The organism is Paenibacillus sedimenti (assembly GCF_014534655.1).
In the GTDB taxonomy this organism is placed as follows: Bacteria; Bacillota; Bacilli; order Paenibacillales; family NBRC-103111; genus Paenibacillus_E; species Paenibacillus_E sedimenti.
In genome coordinates, this window is sequence record NZ_JACVVD010000003.1 from 662,572 (window position 1) to 686,768 (window position 24,197).

The 24,197-nt window shown below is 47.8% G+C and carries 18 protein-coding genes; 3 read left to right on the plus strand and 15 right to left on the minus strand.

Annotated elements, in window-relative coordinates:
- The first annotated feature begins 31 nt into the window (after positions 1–31).
- Entirely contained in the window at positions 32–889 is an 858-nt protein-coding gene (locus ICC18_RS11875) for a MetQ/NlpA family ABC transporter substrate-binding protein (protein ID WP_188174586.1), read from the plus strand.
- Between the two features lie 108 nt (positions 890–997).
- Here the strand turns inward: ICC18_RS11875 and ICC18_RS11880 are convergent, their stop codons facing one another.
- Both ICC18_RS11880 and ICC18_RS11885 read right to left on the minus strand, forming a co-directional pair.
- On the minus strand, positions 998–1,903 hold the full coding sequence (locus tag ICC18_RS11880) for a LysR family transcriptional regulator (RefSeq protein ID WP_188174587.1): 906 nt from the start codon (positions 1,901–1,903) through the stop codon (positions 998–1,000).
- 20 nt (positions 1,904–1,923) lie between these two features.
- Positions 1,924–3,300, minus strand: a complete 1,377-nt coding sequence (locus tag ICC18_RS11885; RefSeq protein ID WP_188174588.1) for an aminotransferase-like domain-containing protein — start codon at positions 3,298–3,300, stop codon at positions 1,924–1,926.
- 130 nt (positions 3,301–3,430) lie between these two features.
- Between ICC18_RS11885 and ICC18_RS11890 the strand changes: the two genes are divergently transcribed.
- Both ICC18_RS11890 and ICC18_RS11895 read left to right on the plus strand, forming a co-directional pair.
- Positions 3,431–3,838 (plus strand): GNAT family N-acetyltransferase, encoded by a 408-nt coding sequence (locus ICC18_RS11890; protein ID WP_188174589.1) that lies wholly within the window; start codon positions 3,431–3,433, stop codon positions 3,836–3,838.
- Between the two features lie 148 nt (positions 3,839–3,986).
- Positions 3,987–5,201, plus strand: a complete 1,215-nt coding sequence (locus tag ICC18_RS11895; RefSeq protein ID WP_188174590.1) for a branched-chain amino acid ABC transporter substrate-binding protein — start codon at positions 3,987–3,989, stop codon at positions 5,199–5,201.
- 100 nt (positions 5,202–5,301) lie between these two features.
- Here the strand turns inward: ICC18_RS11895 and ald are convergent, their stop codons facing one another.
- The 13 genes from ald to ICC18_RS11960 form a co-directional block, all read right to left on the minus strand.
- Positions 5,302–6,417, minus strand: a complete 1,116-nt coding sequence (gene ald / locus ICC18_RS11900) for an alanine dehydrogenase (RefSeq protein WP_188174591.1) — start codon at positions 6,415–6,417, stop codon at positions 5,302–5,304.
- A gap of 124 nt (positions 6,418–6,541) precedes the next feature.
- Positions 6,542–8,203 (minus strand): PucR family transcriptional regulator, encoded by a 1,662-nt coding sequence (locus tag ICC18_RS11905; protein ID WP_312029518.1) that lies wholly within the window; start codon positions 8,201–8,203, stop codon positions 6,542–6,544.
- Between the two features lie 144 nt (positions 8,204–8,347).
- On the minus strand, positions 8,348–9,934 hold the full coding sequence (locus ICC18_RS11910) for an extracellular solute-binding protein (RefSeq protein ID WP_188174592.1): 1,587 nt from the start codon (positions 9,932–9,934) through the stop codon (positions 8,348–8,350).
- Between the two features lie 48 nt (positions 9,935–9,982).
- Positions 9,983–10,861 carry a carbohydrate ABC transporter permease gene (locus ICC18_RS11915; protein WP_188174593.1) on the minus strand — a complete coding sequence of 293 codons (879 nt, stop codon included), beginning with the start codon at positions 10,859–10,861 and terminating at the stop codon, positions 9,983–9,985.
- Between the two features lie 20 nt (positions 10,862–10,881).
- Positions 10,882–11,853, minus strand: a complete 972-nt coding sequence (locus tag ICC18_RS11920) for an ABC transporter permease (RefSeq protein ID WP_188174594.1) — start codon at positions 11,851–11,853, stop codon at positions 10,882–10,884.
- A gap of 195 nt (positions 11,854–12,048) precedes the next feature.
- Positions 12,049–14,400: a helix-turn-helix domain-containing protein gene (locus ICC18_RS11925; protein ID WP_312029519.1), complete on the minus strand. Its 2,352-nt coding sequence runs from the start codon at positions 14,398–14,400 to the stop codon at positions 12,049–12,051.
- Positions 14,401–14,590: 190 nt separating this feature from the next.
- On the minus strand, positions 14,591–15,631 hold the full coding sequence (bglB, locus tag ICC18_RS11930) for a beta-galactosidase BglB (RefSeq protein WP_223192479.1): 1,041 nt from the start codon (positions 15,629–15,631) through the stop codon (positions 14,591–14,593).
- Between the two features lie 18 nt (positions 15,632–15,649).
- Positions 15,650–17,872, minus strand: a complete 2,223-nt coding sequence (locus ICC18_RS11935) for a glycoside hydrolase family 88/105 protein (RefSeq protein WP_188174595.1) — start codon at positions 17,870–17,872, stop codon at positions 15,650–15,652.
- Positions 17,873–17,887: 15 nt separating this feature from the next.
- Positions 17,888–19,150, minus strand: coding sequence for a hypothetical protein (locus tag ICC18_RS11940; RefSeq protein ID WP_188174596.1), 1,263 nt, complete (start codon positions 19,148–19,150; stop codon positions 17,888–17,890).
- 885 nt (positions 19,151–20,035) lie between these two features.
- Positions 20,036–20,836 carry a polysaccharide deacetylase family protein gene (locus ICC18_RS11945; protein WP_188174597.1) on the minus strand — a complete coding sequence of 267 codons (801 nt, stop codon included), beginning with the start codon at positions 20,834–20,836 and terminating at the stop codon, positions 20,036–20,038.
- 24 nt (positions 20,837–20,860) lie between these two features.
- Positions 20,861–22,012: a DUF2264 domain-containing protein gene (locus ICC18_RS11950; protein ID WP_188174598.1), complete on the minus strand. Its 1,152-nt coding sequence runs from the start codon at positions 22,010–22,012 to the stop codon at positions 20,861–20,863.
- Positions 22,005–23,132, minus strand: coding sequence for a glycoside hydrolase family 88 protein (locus ICC18_RS11955; protein WP_188174599.1), 1,128 nt, complete (start codon positions 23,130–23,132; stop codon positions 22,005–22,007). Before ICC18_RS11955 ends, ICC18_RS11950 begins: the two co-directional genes overlap by 8 nt.
- Entirely contained in the window at positions 23,107–24,165 is a 1,059-nt protein-coding gene (locus tag ICC18_RS11960; protein ID WP_188174600.1) for a LacI family DNA-binding transcriptional regulator, read from the minus strand. The genes ICC18_RS11955 and ICC18_RS11960 overlap by 26 nt, the downstream gene beginning before the upstream one ends.
- Between the last annotated feature and the right edge of the window lie 32 nt (positions 24,166–24,197).

Consider the following 24,197-nt stretch of genomic DNA (forward strand, 5'->3'; position numbering starts at 1 on the left):
AAAAAATAGATTAAGGGAGAGAAACATCATCATGAAAAAACTTACTGTAACATTGGCAGCCTTGTTCCTTATGGTTGCACTCGCAGCATGCGGACAAAAACCGGCTGCAAGCCCATCCCCAGCTGCAACCGCAGCTCCTGCAGCAACTGCAACACCCGCTGCGGCAAAAGAAGTTACGCTGAAAGTGGGAGCCTCGTCCGTTCCGCACGCGGAAATTTTGAACTCGATCAAAGAAAAAGTGAAAGCACAAGGCGTGAAACTTGAAGTTATTGAGTTTAACGACTATGTTCAACCGAACGTCCAAGTGTTCGAAAAGCAGCTGGATGCGAACTTCTTCCAGCACCAGCCTTACCTGGATCAATTCAACACCGATAAAAAACAAAACCTTGTGAAAGTTTCGGGCGTTCACATCGAGCCGTTCGGCGCCTATTCCCAAAAAGTGAAATCCGCTGCTGAATTGAAAGAAGGCGCAACCGTTGCGATTCCTAACGATCCGTCCAATGCAGGCCGCGCACTCGCGCTAATGGAGAAAAACGGTCTGATCAAGCTGAAAGACGGCGTAGGTATCAAAGGAACAGTTAAAGACATCGTGGAAAACAGCAAAAAACTGGATATCAAAGAATTAGACCCAGCGATGCTTCCACGTACGATCGGAGAGTTCGATCTCGCGTTAATCAACACAAACTACGCATTGCAAGCGAACCTGATGCCGACGAAAGACGCTCTGTTCATTGAGGATAAAAACTCTCCATACGTGAACATCCTCGTTTCCCGTCCGGACAACAAAGACTCCGAAGCCATGCAAAAGCTGGCTAAAGAGCTGAACTCCGCTGACGTGAAGAAGTTCATTGAAGACAAATACAAAGGCGCTATCGTGCCTGCATTCTAAATGATTGAAAAGCCCCTGTACATGATATTGTACGGGGGCTTTTTTCACGACAACAGCTGTGTGCCGCAGTTCACCAATCCCATTCTAATCGGAACGTAGTGATGGCGCTTATTGATGCTCGAATGCGGACAGTTGCTTGACCAGTTCCAGGAAAACCCGTAACGCGGGCGATATCCATTTATCTTTATGCCATGCCAGATGCGTAACAACTGAAAGTTCTTCTCCCGACCATCGAAGAGCGGTCATGCGACCCGAGCTGATCTCAGCTCTTACCGCGATTTCCGGAAGAAATCCAATCCCCATCCCCGCCATTACACATTGTTTGATCGCCTCGACGCTTGCAAATTCCAGTTTCGTTGCAGGATGTACGTTGGCCCCGCGCAAAATCTGCTCGAATAACTCCCGGTACGTGCACCCCGCCTCCGTTAACAGAATGACCTCCCCTTCAAGCTTGCCTGGCAATACGGTTTCGAGTCTGGTCAACGGGTGATCCGGCTCAGCGATAAGGAGTAACGTTTCCTGTAAGAGCTGCTCAACGATCAAAGTATCCGAAAGGCGCGGATAATTAAAAAATAAAGCTACGTCCACCGTTCCTTGCATGACTTCCCGTCTTAGGCCGAGATGGCCGGGATAAAAGTCCGGTTTAAAATGGAGTTCCACCTTGGGGCAGCGGGAACGAAACTCACGTAAAATTGGAGGTAACCGATAAGTGAATAAGCTCTCAGGAGCGCCGATTCGCAGTGTTCCCGACGGCTCATCGTCTCCTCGAACCGCTAACTGCGCTTCATCCGCCAATTGCAGCATTCTCTCTGCGTAGAACAGCAAACGCTTACCCTCTTCAGTGATAGCCACTCGTTTGCCGAGCCGATTAAAAAGGGGGACGCCGAACTGCTGTTCCAATCCTTGAATCTGTGCAGTGACACTCGATTGGGCATACGCTAATACCTCCGCCGCTCGCGTAAAACTTAATTCTGTCGCCACCGCGCGAAATGTCTGCAGTTGTTTGAGTTCCATAGAAGATCCTCCATTCGAAACTATAAGTTAATCCAATTTGTACGAAAAAAAGCTCTAGGCTTGGCTGTTATTTTCAATTCTTCGGCAATGATGCGAATACCTTGGGTAATCTCCTGTTTATCCGCACGCATAATGCTAATGCGCAGCAGATTGCGCTTGGGGAAAGACGGGTGATATTGTCTGTCTACCGGCATTACGTCTATACCACGCAACTCCAAACGCTTTGAAAAATCCCCCGAATCTAACCATACAGGCAACTGTAAAGATGCGAAAATGCCTCCTGTTGGAGCAGCATAGAGGGTATCGGGAGGCAGATGGATTCGACAAGCTTCGGTCAACCATTGGATTCGCTCCTTGTAGAGTTCCCGCATTTTCATAATATGATGGATATACATGCCCGATTTGAGATAGATCTCCAGAGCGCCTTGAGACAAGACAGACGTGCTTAAATCTACGGCATGCTTGTGATAGCGAAACAGAGGAATAAATGAGGGCGGTACAATAACAGCCGCCACACGCAGGCCTGGGAGCATAACCTTTGACAAACTTCTGACATAAATAACATGACTAGACCCTTCGAAGGCATATAGGGGGTCGGCTTTGCTATTGTCTTCTAAATCTGCCAGATAATCGTCTTCGACAATATATACATCATAGGTTTTAGCGAGCTGTACAAGTCTCTTCTTATCCCGGGCAGATAAGGAAGTGCCAAGCGGATTATGGAAACGCGGGACCGTATAGAAAAATTTGATATTATTGCTTTGGAAATGACGCTCTAAACTTTCCCAATCGAGCCCGTTTGGTCCTCTTTCAATACCAATGACGGATTTTTTTTGCACATCAAGACTGTTTAGCATGCCCCAATAAGTGGGTTGCTCAATTAAAATGTTCGTTTTGCCATTAGGAAAAGGCATCCCGTTTAGAATGTGAAGCGCTTGTTGAGCACCTGAGGTAATGAAAACTTGTTCCTCATTTGTGAAAATCTGTAGGTTTTGAAGAAGCTTTACGATTTCTTTGCGTAAAGAGAGAAGTCCTTGCACGTCCGAGTAATCAAACAAACGATCCTTATATAGATCAATAGCTTTATTCATGCTGTGCCGAAAATCCTCGTAAGGCATTCTGTCTGCATCTGGTGCTGCCGATGCAAAGTCAATTCGAGCCGGATGAGAACTGACTGAAATCTCTTCCCTGGCAACGACAAAGTAGCCGCTTCTGGGCCGTGAATAAATGAGATGCTGATTTTCCAGTTCTTGATACACATGTATGATTGTATTCAGACTGCAAGCGAACCGCTGGCTTTGCTCTCGGATAGATGCCAATTTCTGTCCTGGCTTCATGCTGCCGTTTTCAATCTCGGAGCGGATGATTTGCACGATAGCTGTTTGTTTACTTCCCAATCGCAATCCCACCATTCGTAAAATGAACTTGACCATCTGTAACCATACAGATGCATATAATGACACTGTCTGTTCTTTTTTGTATCTAATATAATGCAAGAACAGTTAAATTAACAAGGGGATGACGATTATGGAATGGTGTAAAGATGGGTTTGTTTTAACGGATGATAAATCTCGGATTGATATGGATGCGTTATACGCCATGCTCTCCGGCAGTTACTGGGCAAGTAAACGAAGCAAGAAGATTGTAGAAAAAAGCTTAGCTGGCTCTCTATGCTTAAGCTTATTCACAGAAAGCGCACAGATTGGTTTTGTACGAGTGATCACTGACTATGCGGTATTTGCTTGGATATGCGATGTTATCGTAAATGAAGAATATAGGGGTCTAGGACTTGGTAAGTGGATGATGGCCTGCATGATGAAGCATCCTGACCTGCAGCAACTGAAAATGGCTTTAGCCACAAAGGACGCACATGGTTTATATGAGCAATATGGCTTTGTACGCAAGGAATTTATGGTACGCGAACAACAACTTTAAGTAGAGGGCCTAAGTTGCTTGTGTTGCATAGAATATTCTCCGATCGAAATTTCCGATGGATATCATCTGAATTATCGTATGACACGATTATATCAGTCGATATAACATAAGGAAAATAATAATGTGTTTGGGATATGGAGGGCTTATCATGAAAATCAAAAACGATTTGTCAGTACTCTTAGCTTCAGTGATTATTTTAAGTTTATTAGCAGGATGCGCAAACAGAAGTTCTACTTCAGTGCCGAATAACTCTAAATCCGATAACGAATCCAATGAATTAACAGTTATTAAAATTGCGACTCAATCGCCACTGTCTGGAGGAAGTGCAGTTCAAGGCGAGGCCATTAAACTTGGGGCGCAAATGTCATTGGATGACCATAAAGCAGAGTTTGAAAAGCTTGGCTTCGGTCTGCAGCTTGTTCCATACGACGATCAGGGTAACCCGAAAACAGGAGTGGCTAACGCAGCATTAATTGGTGCCGATCCGTCCATCCTGGGAGTCGTCGGACACTTGAACTCCGGAGTATCCATTCCTTCCTCAGACGTTTATGAGAAATATAATACGGTGATGGTTTCTCCGGCGAATACGGCGGCAGAAGTCACCGGCCGCAATTTAAAAGTGGTCAATCGAATCGTTGCCCATGACGATTTCCAAGGACCTGCAGCCGCCGAATATGCTGTGAATACAGTTAAAGCTAAACGAATTTTTATCATTCAAGAAAAATCCGTATACGGTCAAGGCTTGGCTAACGCTTTTATAGATACATCCAAAAAACTGGGTGCCCAGATTGTTGGCTATGAACGTATTATGATTGGTGATAAGGACTTCAATGGCTTGATCAATCAAGTGCTTTTCATAAAGCCGGATTTCATCTTTTTCAGCGGATCATATGCAGAAGGAGGCATATTGCTCAGGCAAGCGCGTGAAAAAGGCATAACCATCCCTTTTATGGGCGGAGACGGCTTAGATTCATCAGGAGTTATTGACTTCGCCGGAGAAAAAATTAAAGGTGCACTCTTCAGCTCGCCGGCTAGGGATATCACCCAATCAGATAACGGTCAAAAGTGGGCCGAAGCGTATCGGCAAAAATTCGGCAAACGTGCAGACGGCTTTTCCGTCTACGCGTACGACAGTATGTCTGTCTTATTAAATGGAGTGAAAAATGCGATTCGCGATAACGCCGGTGAACTTCCTTCCCGCGAACAGGTGCGCGATGCGGTTCGCTCCACTCAAAATTTCCAAGGCATTGCTACAAAAGTCAGCTTTGATCGTTATGGGGATAATGCTTTCGCAAACGTGTATATTTATAGATTTGAAGAAGCGGCTTATCCGGGCACACTTATTTCGGAGATAAGCAAGTGAGTGTTCTTATCTCTCGTTGACAAAAGAAAGCAAGTAATAAAAAATGACAAAAACCAGTCCCTGCAAATCTGCAGAAACCAGTCGTCATCATTACGCTATTCTACTGTAATAGTGAATAAACATCGGTATGTTCGTAGCCATGCGCCTCGGCTACCGCTTTATAAGTAACATGACCGGCTGCGACATTAATGCCTTTCGCAATCGCTTTGTTGTCCAAAGCCGCTCGCGCATAACCTTTATTCGCGATCTGCATGCCATATGGCGTCGTCACATTCGTAAGCGCGAGTGTCGATGTTCTTGCGACAGCACCAGGCATGTTCGCAACCGCATAATGGATCACGCCATGCTTCACATAGGTCGGTTGGTCGTGTGTCGTGATCCGATCGATCGTCTCAATCGATCCGCCCTGATCGATCGCCACATCGACGATGACGGAGCCTGGACTCATCGCTTTCACCATTTCTTCCGTGACGAGCCGTGGTGCGCGTGCGCCAGGGATCAATACGGCACCGACGACCAAATCGGCACGTCGTACTACTTCCGCGATGTTATACGGATTGGACATCACCGTCTTCACACGGCCTTGGAACTGGTCATCGAGTTGGCGCAGCCGATCCGGATTCAAATCCACGATCGTCACATCTGCACCGAGACCAGCCGCCATTTTCGCTGCATTCGTACCTACGATGCCGCCTCCGATAACGGCTACTTTGGCCGGTTCAACGCCAGGCACGCCGCTTAGGAGGATGCCTTTGCCGCCATGGGCCTTTTCCAGGAAATGCGCCCCGATCTGGATTGACATACGGCCGGCCACTTCGCTCATCGGCGTCAACAGCGGGAGGCTGCCGTTGTCCAGCTGAATAGTCTCATAAGCGATCGCTGTGACCTTCTTCTCGACCAAAGCATGCGTAAGCTCCGCTTCAGGGGCCAGATGCAGGTACGTGTACAAAATCAGTCCTTCGTGGAAATAACCATACTCTTCAGGCAGCGGCTCTTTGACTTTCACAACCATCTCCGCCGACCATGCCTCTGCCGCATTCCCGACAATTTTGGCTCCCGCCAGCACGTAATCCTCATCTGTAAATCCGATGCTGTGACCTGCATGCGTCTCCACCCGAACTTCATGGCCCGCATGGGTGTAAGAAAGCACGGAGCCGGGCGTCATGCCGACCCGGTACTCGTTATTTTTAATTTCCTTAGGTACGCCAATAATCATCGTCATTCTCCCTCTCGCTTATGACCCCAAGAAAAAAAGGATCGATCTGTACTTGTCTCCAAGTATAGGATCAATCCCCTGACGTTCCATTAGACAAATTGTAAGGAAACTTCACACACTTTTTTCACATTTTCGTTTCCGGATTTAACAGTTGGTATGCACGGATCGCAACCTGCAGCGCCAAACGTTTTTCCGGTGACATGTAATCTGATCCGAGCAGCTCCTCGATTTTTTCCAACCGGTAATAGAGCGATTGACGGACGATAAAAAGCCGCTGTGCCACGATTTGCTTGGAGCCGTCATAATCCAGATACACCTTCAATGTTCGTAGAAGCTCACTGCCTCTCGTCTGATCATGATCGATAAGCGGCCCTAAATGGGTCTTCACAAACGCCTGCAGCGTCTGCTTTTCAGCGATGTGAAACAGCAGCTGGAAGACGCCGAGCTCGTCGAAGTACAACACGTTCGCCTGCATGGTAGACGATAATGAAATCGCCTGAATCGCTTCTTGATAGCTCATATAAGCATTCATAAAGCTCCTGTTGATTTGCCCGACACCGATGACCAGCTTGACCTGCTCTTCGGCTTTCATTTGCTGTATAGATTGAAAGACGTGCTGTAATCTCTCTTTAGCGGGCTTCTTCGGGGCTTGATCGAAGGCGATAATGACAAGCCGATTGTTCTGCAGCGTGATGAGCGGGTGAAACGCATGCTGCTCGAAAACCGAACGCACCGTTAGCGACAGATGAATGCCAAGAGTTTCAACACCCTCGTCAACAGAAGAAGTTCTAGCTTCCTGGTCATACTCGAATTCGATCAAGCAAACGTGATAATTCAGCACATTCAGCCGCTTGAAGTCAATTCCGATCAACACCTTAATCTGCTCTTCGTCGCGGATGCGCAAATGAAGCAAATCATCTACCCAAAGCGTCTGTGAATACAGCTTGCGCTCTTCCATATAGCGTTTACGGAGCAAATCCTGCGCAATCGAAAGAGATGCCGAATCAAGGATCAAATACTCATACTCCCGAGGCTTGCGGCCGAGCACGATGGCAATGTGCGCCCACGTCTTGCCCATGGCGCCGACGGGCTGCACAATAATCGTTTGTCCTTCGAATTCGATCAGTGAAGGTGATGGGGTATGGCCTGCTTCTGAGCTCTCATCCAATTGTTTGCCAAGAAGCTCCATCCACTGTTTGGATTCACGGCTTGAAGCATGTGGAACAAATTTGGGCTGCCCTTCCGCCGGCACATAGATGACCTTTGCTTTTGTGCTGTTTTGCAACAGCTGAAGAACTTGGGCGACACCCTGCGAAGTCAGCGTCATGCGATGGAATTCCCGCGATATTTTTTCCAAGTCCTGCAGCGCCCGATGATGCTGATTGATGATATGCGCATGAATATCTTGCGTAATATCGATGAATCGCACCGCTTGCGGAAAAATGATGAGCGGCAAACCGCTCGTTTCCGCCATATCAATCCATTCCCCGGGCACTGAACTCAGGTAATGCCCCATCTCAATGCACAGGCAGGACACATTTCTGTTGATTAACTGTTCCAGATAAATCTTGAACAACTGCGTATCCGACTTGAAGGCGGCTCCGGTCGTGAGAATCATTTCCCCGCCTTGCAGCAGCTGCTCAAACTGGATGACTTCAATGATATGCACCCATCGCACCAAGCGATGCAGGCCTTGCTTTCCGGCAGCTAAATAAGCATGCTGAAAATGTGGCCGTTCCAGCACTTCTTGTACCGATAGCTGATAATCTTGATTCAAATGTTTCACTTCACTTTCTTCCCCGACGGGCAAGATGCCCTTACTTCTAGCATAGCAGAGATAACGGCAGGGGTGAAAGAAAAAAAGCGCCTCGCTGCGATCAAGGTCATGGCAGACCCGCAATCCGCAGCAACACGCTTTCGTTTTCAGCGCTTATTTTTTAATCGCAGCATACAGCTCATTGATTTCTTTGATATATTCATCGCCGCCGCTCTTTTTCCATAACTCGATGGCAGCTTTTACGCCAGCTTCATCAATTTGCCCTACGATGTACTTCGTCCGGGCATCGCTGATCATCAGATCAAGTTGGGCTCCCTGCTTCGTATATACGTTAGAAATCAACGGTTCTGCCGGGTTAGGCACAACGATGGATTCATTCGCTTTTTGTACCGCTTCGGATTTCAAACGCAGCGGCGTTGGCTTCACCTTTAGAGAGCGACTTTCAGGGATAAAGGAGGTAAATTGGTTCAGCCCTTCCACTTCCCCCTCCAAGAGTGCAGTATCCTTAACGATTTCGATGCCTCCTTCCACTTTCGTATAGTGTTTGCCTTCAATGCCTCGCTCTGCCAATGTTTGCAAGTCCGCTTCATTCATTTTATCGAGGAATGCTAACACACGGCGCAGTTCTTCTTCCGTCTTTACACCTGATTTGGATATGGATACCATGCCGGCATATCCGGAAGTTGGCATGTTACGCAAACCTTTCGGTCCGGACACGGCTCCCATCAGCTCCATGTATTGCTTACTCGGATCGTCTTTGCCCGCTTTTTTCAACACTTCGTGGATCTTATCTTCCAAACGCGCCGCATTATCCGTCACATCGACGATAACGCCCGCCTGCCCGTTCGCCAGCGGATCATTCCATTTGGCTGTATCCATGACGGCGAAATCGGCATTGATCAATTTTTCATCATACAATTTTTTGAAAAACTTCAACGCATCCATATATTCTGGCATCAAATGCGTCGGCAGCAGCTTCCCGCTTGCATCCTGGCCCCATTTGTTTGGAAGGCCGAACCAGATCTCCATAATATCGAAAGGACCGGTAAATTTGGAAATGGCCATTCCGTATGTATCATTTTTGCCGTTTTGATCCGGGTCTTTCTCTTTGAAAGCTTTCAGCATATTGTAAAACTCGTCAATCGTTTTCGGTTCCTGCAGACCGACGTTTTTCAGCCAATCTTTACGGTACATAATGCCATTACGGCCCAGCGGTCTTGAACGATAGAGGCCATAAATTTTGCCGTCAATCGAAATGTTATTGTTCACGATGGCATTAGCCTTGCTCAAATTCGGATAGTCTTTCATATAAGGTCCCAGTTCCCAGAAGGCGCCGGAACGAACCGCGTTAATAAAGGAAGAGTTTTTGGCCTGAACGACCATAACCATTGGAAGCTTGCCGGAAGCGAGCGTAATATTAAATTTGTCCGGGTAGGTATTATTCGGCACCCATTCAAAATGCATATCGACATTAGTCAATTTTTCGATTTCCTTAGCTACCAAACCGTCATCTTTAGGAAATGTCGGTTTGTAGTTTGGAAGCATGATGGTAACATCCAGAGGCTTTTTAGGCTCCGTTTTACTTTTGTCACTATCTGCTGCGGGCTTCGATGTCGTTGCGCCTTCTGTCTTGGCGCTTCCGTTCGTGCTGCCCGTGCAGCCTGCCAATGTAGTCATGGATAAAGATGCAAGCGCCGCTACAGCGACCCATTTTTTGTTTGTAAGTGCTTTCAATACCATTGATCATACCTCCCTTTATAGGTAAAGCATTCATAATATTAATCTTGATCAGCCTTTAATGGAGCCAATCAGTACCCCTTTAGCAAAATACTTTTGTACAAAAGGATACACAAGCAGAATGGGAAGCGTGCCTAATACGATAACAGCCATTTTGATCGTTTGCTCCGGCGGTTTGATAAAGCTGGGATCCAGCTGGGACATGTCGCCTGCACCTTGCGACAGCATGACGATTTGTCTGAGCAGCACCTGCAGCGGCCATTTTTCTGCATCATTGATGTAGAGCAGTGCAGAGAAAAAGTTGTTCCAATGCCCGACCGCGTAAAACAGCGCGAATGTAGCAAGAACAGGTTTGGAAAGCGGCAGGACGATTTTCCATAGTATCGCGACTTCATTGCAGCCATCGATCTTAGCTGATTCCTCCAGCCCTGGCGGGAGCTCCTGAAAGAAATTTTTGACCACGATTAAATTAAATGCATTGATGGCCCCCGGAATGATCAGTGCCCAATAAGAATCGATGAGGCCAAGTTCTTTGACGACCAGATACGTAGGGATGAGTCCGCCGGAGAAAACCATCGTAAATACGATCATATTCAGAAATGTGTTTCTCCCCATAAGTTCTCTTCGAGCTAGCGGATAGGCCATTGTAACCGTAAAAGCCAAATTGACTAATGTACCCACAAGGGTAATGCCCATCGATACGGCCAAACTCCGAAACAAGGGGGGGCTGGAAAGAATGTACTCGTAGCCGGATAATGTAAAGGATTGCGGGATGAGAAAGAACGGTCTTGCCGTCAGTTCCGCATCCGAAGCGAACGAACCGGCTACTACATATAGAAACGGAAGCAGGCTAAAGCATGCGAACAACGCGAGCACCGTATAGTTTAGGCCGTCAAAGACGACTCCTGGAACAGTCTTATGCCGTCTCATCTGTCAGTCTCCTTTCCATGCTAGTAAATGCCGGATTGACCGAATCTTTTGGCCAAATAGTTGCTGGAGAATACGAGCAGCACGCCGATTATCGCTTTAAACAAGCCGACGGCCGTACTGTAGCTAAATGCGCCTTGGGTAATCCCCATCAGGTACACATACGTATCAAACACGTCTGAAACTTCACGGTTCAGCGCATTTTGCATCACATAGATTTGATCAAAGCCATTCTCCAGAACGTCACCCATGCGCAAAATAAGCAAAATAATGATCGTGCTTCGAATCGAAGGGAGCGTAATATGCCACATTTGCCGCCAGCGGCTGGCTCCGTCAACAACTGCAGCTTCATACTGCTCCACATCTACACCAGCAAGCGCAGCCAGAAAAATAATCGTCCCGAAGCCACATTCCTTCCAGATCGTTTGAATAATAATGATCGGTCGGAACCAGCCGGGGTCGGCTAAGAAATTAATCTTTTGACCCGTGAACTGAAATAACAACTCATTGACAATACCGCCCTCCGTCGTCAGGACGACATAGCTGATACTTCCGACGATAACCATGGAAATAAAGTGAGGTATATAGATCAAGGTCTGAATCGTTCGTTTAAAGAAGGCCTTGCGTACCTCGTTCAGCAATAGCGCCAAAATAATGGGGGCCGGAAAGAAAAAGATCAAATTGTACAAAGAAAGAAGCAGCGTATTGCGCAAAATGCGAAAGAAATCCGGATTTTGAAAGAAGTTGCGGAAGTGCTCAAGGCCCACCCACTCACTATGCCAAAAACCGGTAAAGGGCTGATAATTTTTGAAAGCGAGCGCAATGCCCCACATCGGTACATATTTGAAAATAATAAAGTAAAGAAGTCCCGGCGTTAGCAGCAGATACATCCATTTGTCTCGCTTCAGCCGTTTCCATACTCTGCCTTCGAACGCTCTGATTCGGGTCCTGATGGGCAGATCACCGTTCCGGGATGTCGATGCCGCTCTGTTCATCTTTCTCCCCCTTCGTCTTGAACTTTCACCTGATGTTGTTCACCGGTCGACTTCGGTTTACAGCTTTATTGTGGCGTACCTGTCTTTTGATTGCTATCGGACATTTTTGCTGCGCAACCAGGAAGGCTTTCAGATATTATTGCTTCATTTGAACTTTATTGATTCCATTGTTTAAAACGCTTAGCGCCTCTAATTTCAAGTATTGCGGAAGCTTTCCCGGAACTGCGTCGGTGTCACGCCTTCGAATTTTTTGAACAACCGGTTGAAATAACTGTGTTGATAACCGACCTGCATGGCAATATCATGAATCTTTTGCTCGGAATTGCGAAGCAGCGCTTTTGCTTTTTCCATCCGAAGGTCTGTTAAATAATCAATAAAATTAGTGCCCGATACTTGTTTAAAGGAGCGGCTGAGCATAAACACATTAGCCCCGCAAACATCGGCACATTCGTCTAGAGAAATATCCCGCATGTAATTATGTTCGATGAATTGGATGGCCTGCTCGACGATTTTCTTAATTTTATGATCAGACCGGCTCTCCATTTCGTACATAAACGGTCGAATGATCTGAGTGATGAACCATTTTCGAATTTGTTCAGACTCCCGCAACGACGAAAGCTGCTCGAATCGGTTGACCGGCGCTAGAATATCGTTCGGATTGAGTCCGGATTGCATGATTTCACGCTCCAGCGCACCGAGTAAATTCAAAATGCCTTGCCGCACATTCAAATCAATAGGGGCCCCTTGCGTCAATGCTTCCAGAAAAGCCCCCAGCAGCTCCTCCGCTTCATCCAACTTGCTTGTGCGCATAGCTTGAATCATTTCACGCTCGATCATAAAGGGATAGGAAGCCCCTTGTGTCCGCTCTTGCTCCTTCAGTTGCCGGACGTTCAATATTTGACTGCCCGCATCCCACTTCCGGTAGTTTAACGCGTTGCGCGCTTCTTCAAATACCCATGGAAGTTGTTTCACCTGTGTACAACTGCTGCTGATCGAAATCGTTGCCTGCAGCTTCAGAATCGCATTCAACGTTTGAATTAATGATTCCGCGATCGGGTATAGTCCGTTGTTCTCTTCCAACCACGCTTCATCCACCTTCAGCAATATGCCGACGGTAAGATCATGGAAGTTGATGACCTGACAATGTTGGAATCTTTCACTGACGACATCTTGGGCAATATTAGCAGCCGCAAAACTAATCAGTCCTTCATCTCCATGCGTAAAACTGCTCATCGCGCTCGCATGAGTCATGCCGATAAGGCGGATAAACAGCACATAATACCGGTCATTATCCAGATTCCAACCGTATTGGCGCATCCGCTCATGCAGTTCTTCCTCCGTATACGAGCCCATATAGCCTTGAATGAGCTGATACAAGAAACCTTGCCGAAGCTGTGGAAGCTGGGTTTCGAATTTAGTTTGAAGCGCCTTGCTCTCTCTGGTTAAATGACTCCACTCTTCTTCGATCAGTTGAAATTCATCCCGGCCCTTGGACGAATCCTGCTGCTTCCCGTAAGCAAGTAAGCTCATTAAGCGGGCCAATGGGCTATACATGCGTCTTGAAGCGAACCAAGCCAGAACTGCTGCCAGCAGCATACCCGCGCAGCTCACCTGCACGATGAGCTTGGACATGAATACGACAGGGCTCGTAATCGCACTCATAGGCGCAGCCGAGACATACGTCCAAGTCGTGCCTATTCGCTCAAACTGACCGGAAGAAACGGAATACTTAAGCGCACCCCATTTCCAAATAAAAGATGAAGAGCCATGGCCGCGATTTGCGATTTCCTTTTTCAATGCGTCCAGCATCTCTGGCGTGGCTTGACCGCTCGATGAAACGAGCAGGGTGCCGTCTTCCTGCATAAGAAACGCTTCACCCTCTTCATACGGTGTTAGCGTTTTCAATAAATCCTGTAATTGAGCTTCATTCGTCCGTGCGATAAGTACGCCATAGTCATCCATCGTACCGCCGGAAATCTTATGAATTAAGGCTAGACTGGGCTTTTCTGAACTATCGGTTGGAAATGGCGTAAGTTTCCAATACACAGACGAATCCTGCTTTAACCATGCATGTAACTGTCGATTCTCTTCCGAATCGGGAGAAAGCAGGTTAAATTGAGGAGTGAACTGAACCGGGGAGCTCCCGCTCAAATAGAACTCCAGCTTCGCCGTCAATGGCATAGATCCTTCCATCACCATCAACGTCTTTGTTATGTCGCGCGTCACTTCAAATTGACGGAAAAAGTCCGTTTCCAGAAGACGAAAATCAAAGATCGGTTCGAACGAAAGATGCGACATCGATAATTCTAAGTGCTCAAATTGTGCGCCGATGCTCTCTGCCCGCTTCGTGATCTGGTTTTTGTGCAGATGGACCATGACCTCTTCAATACGCCCGCCTGAAAACCAGTAAATGAGAAGTCCCGTGATAAGTCCGGGGATGGACGTAATGAGCAGGATTAATACTAAGCTTTTTCGATAAAACGTTCCTTTGCCCATAGAAAATACTGAACTTCGCGGCAGCCATTTTCGAGTAAATTTTGTGAGCACGAGTTCGCTCCCCCCTAACCTACTAATGCAAACAAAATAGTTCGATGCCGCCATTATATTCGATTTGCATAGTCGACCATGTACAAATAACAGTCTATTTTGTTCGAATATCCGATTTGCATATGTAAATACCTCCCGCTGGAAGAAACGGGAGGAATATGTTGGATAAATATGCTTATGTCCAGGGAAATTATCGTTTCAACGCTTCCGTTAAGAGCATAATCGTAAGAGCTTGACCGTATGCGGTCGGACAGACGGGTATGGCCTTATAATGATCGTTAGAATGACCTATCGCCGTACCGTAAGAAACATCGGCAACCGTTCCGTCTTCACCGATGCGATCGACCACGGCTTGAAGCGCTTGACGCCCCGCTTCTGCGTAACGCGCAGGCAAGTAACCTAAACGGATTCCTTTCAAAATGCCGAAGCCAAAGCCTGCTGTTGCGGAAGCTTCAACATACGAAGAACGATCCGTTAATAGCGTGTGCCACATGCCATCCGGCTCCTGAAGTTCTTGTAGTTTTTCAACTTGGGCTTGCAATGTTTCAAGTAAATAGCGCTTCACTGACCCCTGAACACCGGAAATTTCAATAAACTCCACCACGCTGGCCGTGAACCAGCAATTTCCCCGCGCCCATAGCGACTTGCTGTAGGCATGTCTGCCGATAAAATTCCAGCCATGGTACCACAGTCCCGTCTGCGTATCGTACAAATATTTAATATGCAGCAGAAATTGGTATTCGGCCTCTTCCTGCAGGTCCTGCCTGCCGGTGATTTGCGCCATTTTAGCCAAAAACAAAACGGTCATAAACAGCGTATCGTCCCAAAGCTGACGATCATTAGCATCGAGAATCGTCATATGCTGAAGTCCGCCCTCTTCCGTCCTAGGCATCTCCTTCATAATCCATTCCGTCCATTCCAAACACACTTGAAGGTAAGACTCACGATGCTTGAGCTCATAAAGATGAGCAAGCGTTAGCAAAGGCGCAACTGTATTCACATTTTTACTAGGCAACCCTTTATCCAAATGGCGGTCAAACCAGTCGGTCATGAAGGTCAAATGATGGTCCTGCTTGTTGATCCTATTGTATTTAAATAAACCGTAAAGGGCGACCCCTACCGGCCATTCCCACGTATCAAAATTCATATGATCATTCGAATTGTCTTTGTTCGCCGTAATCATGCGCTGAAAAACCCGTTCCAACAGCACATCTGCTTGGATCGTCTGCATACGATATTTGGCCTCCTTTTAAGTGGTGTTATGGTTAAAATGTTGTCTCATTTTGATCGTTTCGATTCCGGCCAACAGCACAATGCCAATACCGTGCGTATCATTAAGCTGCCATGTTAATTCATCTTTGTAATAAGACTTCGAGTAAGAATATCCCGACTCTCGACAAACGCCGTATACATTTCCTTTGTTATCGATGCAATGCTTCACGATACCGTCCCAGCCCGTAAGCACAGCTTGCATGTAAGGCTCTGGCTTGGAAGTCAGCCAACCGAAGCGCACACCACGGGAAAATGCATAGATGAACATCGAGGTGCAAGAAGCTTCCGCATAAGACTCAGGGTCGGTCAACACTTGATGCCACAAGCCATCCTTCCCCTGCAGACGCAAATATCCCTCGCAGAGATCCCGGTAAAAATAAAGCACTTCATCCCGAAGCTCATGATCATCCGGCATGACCGCAAGCAGCTCGGTCAACGAAAATAATACCCAGCCGTTGCCCCTCCCCCATGCTACGCCATTGGGTTTGTTGAATTTATAATCATAAACATGATGCATGATTTTCTGCTCAGGCATAAATAATCGTTTCTTATATAATAAGAATTGATTCGCTGCATCATCCAGATACGATCGTTCTCCTGTCATTTCGTAGTATCGGCATAAGAATGGAGTACTCATGTACAAATCGTCACACCACATCGTATCCTGCATAAAATCGGTCGTACCCCGCACCCGGTACAATGCGCCATCAGGCATCCGGTCCTGCACACGTGTAATGTAATCGGCAATTCGCTTCGCAGCGCCAGCCACTCCTTCCAGTTCGCGTATCTGATGTGCCAGCAGCATCGTCGCACCGAATGATCCGCAGTCGTCAAGGCTATCGATCAGCGTCAACTGATGATTCGTGCCGGGAGCGCCATACTGCTCTTGATCCCACAATGCGTAGGCGTCAAGCCTCGTACAGCTTTCGATATGATCCTTCACATAGGTCACGAAATGATCATTGCTAAGTACCCTTCCCGTTTCCAATAATCCATATAACGTGACCCCAAGCGGATAGTTCCATTTGCCGAACATTCCATTCTCCAAATAAGGCCTGATCCATGTTTCTGGTTCATCTGCGCGCCAGTAAACCGTGTTCGCGCCTTGACCGAACAATGTGTCCACACGGCAAAGCTGCTGAAGTTCAGGGAGTTTGTCTGCTGCGAAAGGTCCCAGATACAGCCACGGCTCCTTGAGTCCTTCAATCGGATACGGCTGCGTCCAGCAGATTGATGAATGCCCCTTTAGTTGAGGAAGGGGATTAAACATGATCCCCCACTGCGAATCATCGCCTTGATACTCACTTTGTACGACAAGATCGTGCGTACCGAAAGTGAGGAGCAGCGAAGTTTCGAACGTTCCATCGAGTTTCTCCGTGTGAGGAACCTGCTCGTTGTCAACAAACAGCGTAAACCGTCCACTATGTATTCCGCTCAAAACGACTTGCTGTGGCGTTGCGCCCGTATAAGTCAACTTTGACCATGCATAAGCGTATTCTCCGGCTTGAGCACCGCCACAGCCGCCATCTCCGCCAAATAACCTGGATAAAACACCTCGGTTCGCATTAGCTTCAGACCACACCAACTGCGGATACCAGCGAATCCCCGAAGCCGATTCGGTCATGCCTTCTCCCGGGACCGCAGTCCAAGCCGAATCCTGCGGTACGCTATAAATCCAGCCTTCTTGTCCGTCCCTCTCTGCTGTTGGCGCAAGGAAGTGGAACGGAGCCCCCTTGACAGATGCCGTGCCGAATCGTCCGCCGCAGCCTGTTCCCGTCTTGACGAACCGTAGAACGAAATGATTCCACCCTTTCACCAGCTTCGTTCGAAAGCCCGTTTTACGATCCGGGAACACATCGTCATTTAAGTTCGAGCGAAATTGCACCTCGCCATTGACATAAATGTGGACCGGGCTATAGCAGCTTATACTGAAGGGCGCCTCCCCCTCCTGATCGCACCATAACTTTCCCCAGACATACACATATTGTCCATCCAACAAATGAGGGAACTTCTCGGATAAATTCATTTCATATCGGCAATCGTTCCCTCTTTTGAATCCCAATTTGCTATGTGTTCGATAGACGGGCGGCAGCTTCGGGAATGCTCCCAAGAAACGTCCTGCCACAGCGGCCAATATATCCTCGGTACGTCCGGCAGTCCTTCTCGAAATGGATTCCTGTTCATGAAAATAAGGCAGCATAGAAGCCCCTCCCTCTTAAACTTCCCCGCCGGGATATAGTGTCGAGCTGTAAAGTCTCTTCACCTGAGGCAACGGTGTACCTGTTGTCACTGTAAGGTCTTGATGTTGGCTAGCAAAAATACAAGCGGTTTCATTGTCATAAATAATGACTTGTTCACTGTCAACTCCGAGTAAATCGCCATGGACAACATAGCCCTCAAAGGGAAACGTCGTTACTGACTGCATATGCCCATCATACAAAGTGGGATTTACGCCTCCCCCTCTGCGATAGGCTAGTATATAATCCAAGCCGCTATCATCCCAGCCGCTCAGTGTTTCGATGATGGTCAACCAACCATCCGTCGTCCGATCTTCCTTCCATATTTCCTTGCCTGCCCCATCAAGCAGAAAAAGTGCATCTTTTCCGCTTTGGGTAAACATTTCTCCCGTATCACCACGAACAATCCGATCCAAACCGGCGATTTGCAAGCCTGGAAGATCGTCACGAAATTTTCCCAAAGCAACATGCTGCGATTCTACCGAACCGTCATAACGCCACAGTTCATGCCCGCTGCGATCATACATGACCGTCACGCTGCCTCCAATGACCAGCTCCGGTCGGCCGTCTCCATTCACATCGCCCACCCAAATGCAATCCGCATGGTCATCCAGATCCTTGCAACTCCATAACAGCTGTCCCTTAGGATCCAGCAAATCATATCCGGCCATAACTTCATCGCGGCCATCCCCGTTCAAGTCAAATGCCCAAGGGAAATGACCCGGATTGCCATCATGCTTCCAAAGCAGGTTAAAGTTATTATCCATCGCCCATAACCTGTGATAGCGATCTTTGAGAATCACATCACTCGGTCTTTTTCCGCCTGACAGATTGGCGATGATGATACAATCATGAGCTTGAGAACCTGGCAGCTCGTGAGAGGATTTTAATTCACCCGTTGCCCCGTTCAGCAGGCAAAAACGGTCATTCATCACACACAGCACCTCGAGCTGCCCGTCATCATCCAAATCATAGATTTGTGCCGGATAGTCGGAGCCTGGTCCGCCTGCCGTATTGCTTGGGGTACCCGTTTGCCAAAGAAGATTACCGAGCAAATCGAATGCAGTGACACACTGTACTTGATGAGGAATGTAACGGACATCTTGGCGATCATCCGGCTGAATCATAACGATCTCCATTCTACCGTCACCGTTAATATCGCCGAGCAGCATTTTGCAGCGCGGACCCGCCGATCGCAGATCCAATTTTCCTAATAAAATAGGCTCATTCTTCCCAGTCATCTCCATCAACCTCCCTACCTAACCGGATCATAACGAAATTCCACTGTGCGAACAATCATACTTTTTTGCAACAGGTGTATTCCATAGAATTACGCGCTTGCACTTTTTTGAGTTCTTGGGACTTTTTTGCGATCGTTTGCATTGGATTGCTGTGATTATTATGAAATTAAGAAAAACCTAGCCTGCGGCTAGGTCCTTGTCTAAACCCACACGTTTGAGCGTGGGGGAGGAAATTGGGTATGGGGTTCCAACCGCTGTTGAAATTCGTATTATTTGAATTGTACTTAGCGGTATCAACACGAATTTCAAAGGCGGCCGCTATCGCTTTTCCGCCCCATATCCATTCCCTTTTTTTTGTTCTACTTTGAGCTGCCTTCCACTTCTCTTTTTCCTATCCTGTCTTCAATCCGGTATTCATATCCATGTACTCCCTTGTAGTACTCCGGATACATCTTTCGTCCGCAAGTCGATTTTAACTACTTAAAGAAGGTCATTTTTCTCTTTTTTTTCCGTAGTCCGACTTAGCACACTTGCAGAGGCTTTTATATAGCCACATGAGCAAATAGACTCTCCAAGTTGGCAAACTCGGACTACGGATAGTCGGGTTGGACATCATTTCGCCGCAATTGGGTGATTTCGGACTCCAGTTGGAGATGGGCACGATTTTTACGTCATCAAGATGAAAACAGCTGGATTTCCGTCTCAACAATCCGATCCTCATTGGTTTCTGGCTTAAGCAAGGAGTGATCTTCCGGTTACCCCCAAATTTATACTTTCTTATCTTTCGAAAAAAGCCCTTCACAGGGCATTTCCAGCAGAAAGATAATTATTTCGACACGTTCGAACATCCGGCAGCCTTGATAGCCAACAAGCCCATCACGGCCGTTATGTCAGCCACGTTTGCCCGCCGCCCTTCACTTCCACAATCGCCTGATCAACACTCAGCCATACTGAATTGGCCGTAGGATTGTAAACGAAATCTTGTGCGGCGGAAAATTTCAACTGGCGGAATGCGTGCAAATAATCCACAATTTCAATATTAGTCGCATACCAGATATCGTCTCGACCGCCCGCTGCCTCACAAAACTGTTCGATCAGCTCCCAATTGTTATCGTTATCGAATTCATAGCTATGACCCCATACGTACATAAGATATAAATACTGCACCTTATGCAGGGAAATGAAGCTTTCGGCTAGATTCATGAGATTCTGATTATGATGACAAGTCGGCCTCCATGCCAACAAATCATCAGGAAGAGCAAAATCCTTCGTCGTTTGTACCACTCTGGCATATTCAATGCCGAGATGCGGCAGCATTTCCTTGATTTGGTTGTTAAATGATCCGTTCGGGTACGACATTCCTCTGACGGTATACCCGAATGCGCGTTCCAAATTTTTGCGATCTTCCATAATTTCGTAAACCAGCTGTTCCTTCGGACAACGTGCGATCGTCGGATGCGTTAGCGTATGCGCCGACACTTCATGACCTTGATACAGCTCGACAGATTCCTCCTCAGTCAACCGATCGCCGGCTCCGAACAGGCCGGAATTGATATGGAACGTCCCTTTGATCCCGTTGCGATTAAAAATCTCGACTAATTTACGGTCAGCCGCCCTCCCGTCGTCATAGCTCATCGTCAATACTTTATGCTTTCCCTCCGGAAAACAAAGTAATATTTTCGGCATGTTCCATCACCTCTCGTCACAACACTATTTCGCTTTATCTATCGCTACGGTTAGCCCAGACCAAGCTTTCTGCGAAGTCCACAGGGCATCGGGATTGCGCCAAAATGCATCCTCCGCCGACAGTCCGAGAGGCAAGAAGACCGCCGAGCACAAGTACAGACTGCCGGTCGAAATATAGGGCTCCCCCAGCTCGGGCTGGTGTCCGCATAAGCCGATACGCAACCAGCCGGCTTCATCGAATGTGCCGGGTGCTTCGATCAGCCTGCGAATGACAGCGCTAAGCGCGCACCGGACTTGCGCCGGATCCACCTCTGCCGGCAGATCACCTCTTAAAGCGATTTGAGCAAGCAGCTGAAACGCGCCGAAGCGGTAAGCAAGCGAGCGACCGGTAACCGGAAATGTGCCTTCCGGTGAAATGGAGCGTTCGAGCACGGCCGCATGACGTTGCGCTCTGGCCAAGATCGGCGCCTTCATTTGCGCCCAGTCGTCAGATTCGCCGCTAACCCGGTCGATAATATCGACCAGCATCGGTTGAATAACGAAGCTGTTATAATAGTCGGCGTGATACTCCGGACCGTCGCTGTACATCCCATCGCCTAGATACCACTGCTCATGCTGCTTGAGGGCAAAATCGACGCGCATGCGGTCCCATTCTTCGCCGCAGACGAACAGAGCAGCCTCGATCATGGCTGAGAACAGCAGCCAATTGCTGAAAAATGGCTTGCGCGTGCGAGTAGCCTTCAGAGCTTGAACCACATTGCTTTGGACCCGCTCATCCAAACTGTGCCACAAAGCATTCGGCGCCCTGAGGATTGCATGCGCCAAAAAAGCAGTATCCACAATCGGCTGATACCCGACTGTGAAGTTCAAGTAATCAGGCGAATCCGGGTCCGTCGCCGCGTCCATCGCAGAACAAACCAGCTCGCCATAATGGCTGCGCAGCCGCTCTTCCTCCGGATCCGATGAGCGGCTTTCCAGCCATGGCGCGATACCGACCAGCGTGCGCGCGAACGCCTCAAGATGAGAATACTGCAACTGCTCATCCTTCTTGCGCTCTACAGGCATTATGGCGCGAAGCTTCCTCGCAGCCAGCGCCTCCAACACAGGTGATGCAATGCGATTCACCGTGTTAATCCAGTACTTGCGGTGGTTTCCTTCAATAGCTCTATTATTCATACCAGTAACCTTTGAGCCCTTTTTCTAATCGAAGAAGCGCTTCAAGATAATAATAATCGCCCCAAATCATGTAATCATCCGGTGCATTACCGCCGCGAACGTGGTACGATCCATGCTCAATGAAGCCTTGAGCGTCCGGTTTGCCGATCGTGGCATACTTGTCAACGAGTCCGTTCATTGAACGCTGGATGCCATCTTCCAAGAATTTGCGGTCTGCATCGTCTTGCGGTAAATGGTCGAGAAGCTCCAAGGCCCCGGCAGACGCAATCGCGGAGGCTGAGCTATCGCGCTTCGTATCCGCATCAACAGGTACATTGAAATCCCAATACACCACGTTATCCTCAGGCAATCGTTCGAAGAAATAACGCGCTAAGCGCTTTGACGTTTCCAAATAAAGCGGATCTTTCGTATATCGATAGGATAACGCGAACCCGTAAATACCCCACGCTTGCCCGCGTGTCCACGTAGAGCCATCCCGGTAGCCCTGATGCGTTCCTCCATGCAGCGGCTCCCCATTTTCCTGATCAAAATAGAATGTATGAAACGATGAATCATCGCCACGCACCAAATAACGGCGGCTCAAGTTCGCGTGAGTCACCGCGATCTCTTTGTATTTGGCGTCACCCGTCTGTTCATAAGCCCAATAAAGCAGCGGCAAATTCATCAAGCAGTCAATGATAATCCGTCCTCCGTTGTGCTCATCACCTTCAGGACCCCAAGCTTGTATGTATTGGCCTTTAGGTCTCCAACGCTTTAATAACACATCGGCTGCTTGCAGGGTTAAAGCTTTAGCGGCTTCATCTTTTTCGATGATCCATTGCGCTTTGGAAGATAGAGAATACAAGAATCCAATGTCATGATGATCCAGTGCAACGTTCTTCTCCAATCTTTGCTTGAAGCTCGCTACCGTTTTCCTCGCTGCTTCCCGGAAAGCTTGGTCGCCGCTATATTCATAGCATAGCCACAAGATACCTGACCAAAAACCATCCGTCCAATCATCGTTCGGATTGAGCAAATATACATCATTATCGCTCACATGGGGAAATAAGTCGCCGAATCGCTCCATATTTACTTTTGTTTTCTGCACCGCATCTTCAATTGCCTTTTGCCACATGTTCATTCACTCCGCCCTTCAATGCGTTTGTTGTATGACGTTCAATTAATGTGAGAGGGACATTGATTTCCCGCTCATCCTGTTCGGCTGCTTGCTGATTACTCAGCTTGCTAAGCAGCTTATCGATAGCCATTTGGGCCTGAAATGTGTAAGGAATGTCCCAACTTGTAAGACCTGGATAACTATGCTCTGCAATATAATCGTTATTAATGCCTACGATTTTCATCTCCTCCGGCAGTTCAATGCCTAACCGAAGCGTCCCGCATATTAGGCGTAATGCCACATGGTCATCGAACGCAACGATGCCAATCGGCGCAGGATGGCCTTCACGCATTTTTCGCAAAAAAACATCGACATCGAGATCCTTCGCATCGGCAACCTCATAATTGATACCGTTTCCATAACGTTCCATCCCACGAATAAAACCGATATGCCGCTGCTCGTCGATTGCTTTGGATCTCTTGCTGCTAACATAGCAAAGCGTTCGGCAGCCACGTTCCAACAAAAGCTTGACCGATTGCTCGCAAGCTGAAGCAAAACCTAGATTGACTGCGCCTATGGCGATATCCTCAGGCCAATCCCAGCCGTTAATGAGCACTAATGGCGTCCCGCTGTTCACAATGGATCTGGTTGATTCAAAGCCCATCGCCAAACCGTGGCAAATCAAGCCATCAACTCTGCGCTGTTGCAAAACCTCCAAATTTCTGCGCTCAATCTCCGGGTCGAATCCTCCGGAGGAGAAAACAGACAAATGATACCCGCGATTGTGTGCTTCAACCTGCAGATGTTCGGCAAGCTGCCCGTAATATCCATTCAATCCCGGAACGATTAATCCAATCTCGTACGTTTTATTGCGGCTTAGCCCTGCTGCCATCGTATTGCGTCGATAGCCTAACCGCTCCGCAGCCTGCTCAACTTTACGGATTGTTTCTTTAGACGAACGAATACCACCTCGATTCAGCACATTGGAGACCGTGGCAATTGATACGCCGGCTTCTTCGGCCACATCCACAATCGTGACTTGTTTGGGCTTGCTCATGTTACTTTCAACTCCATTTTGTTAAACGTTTA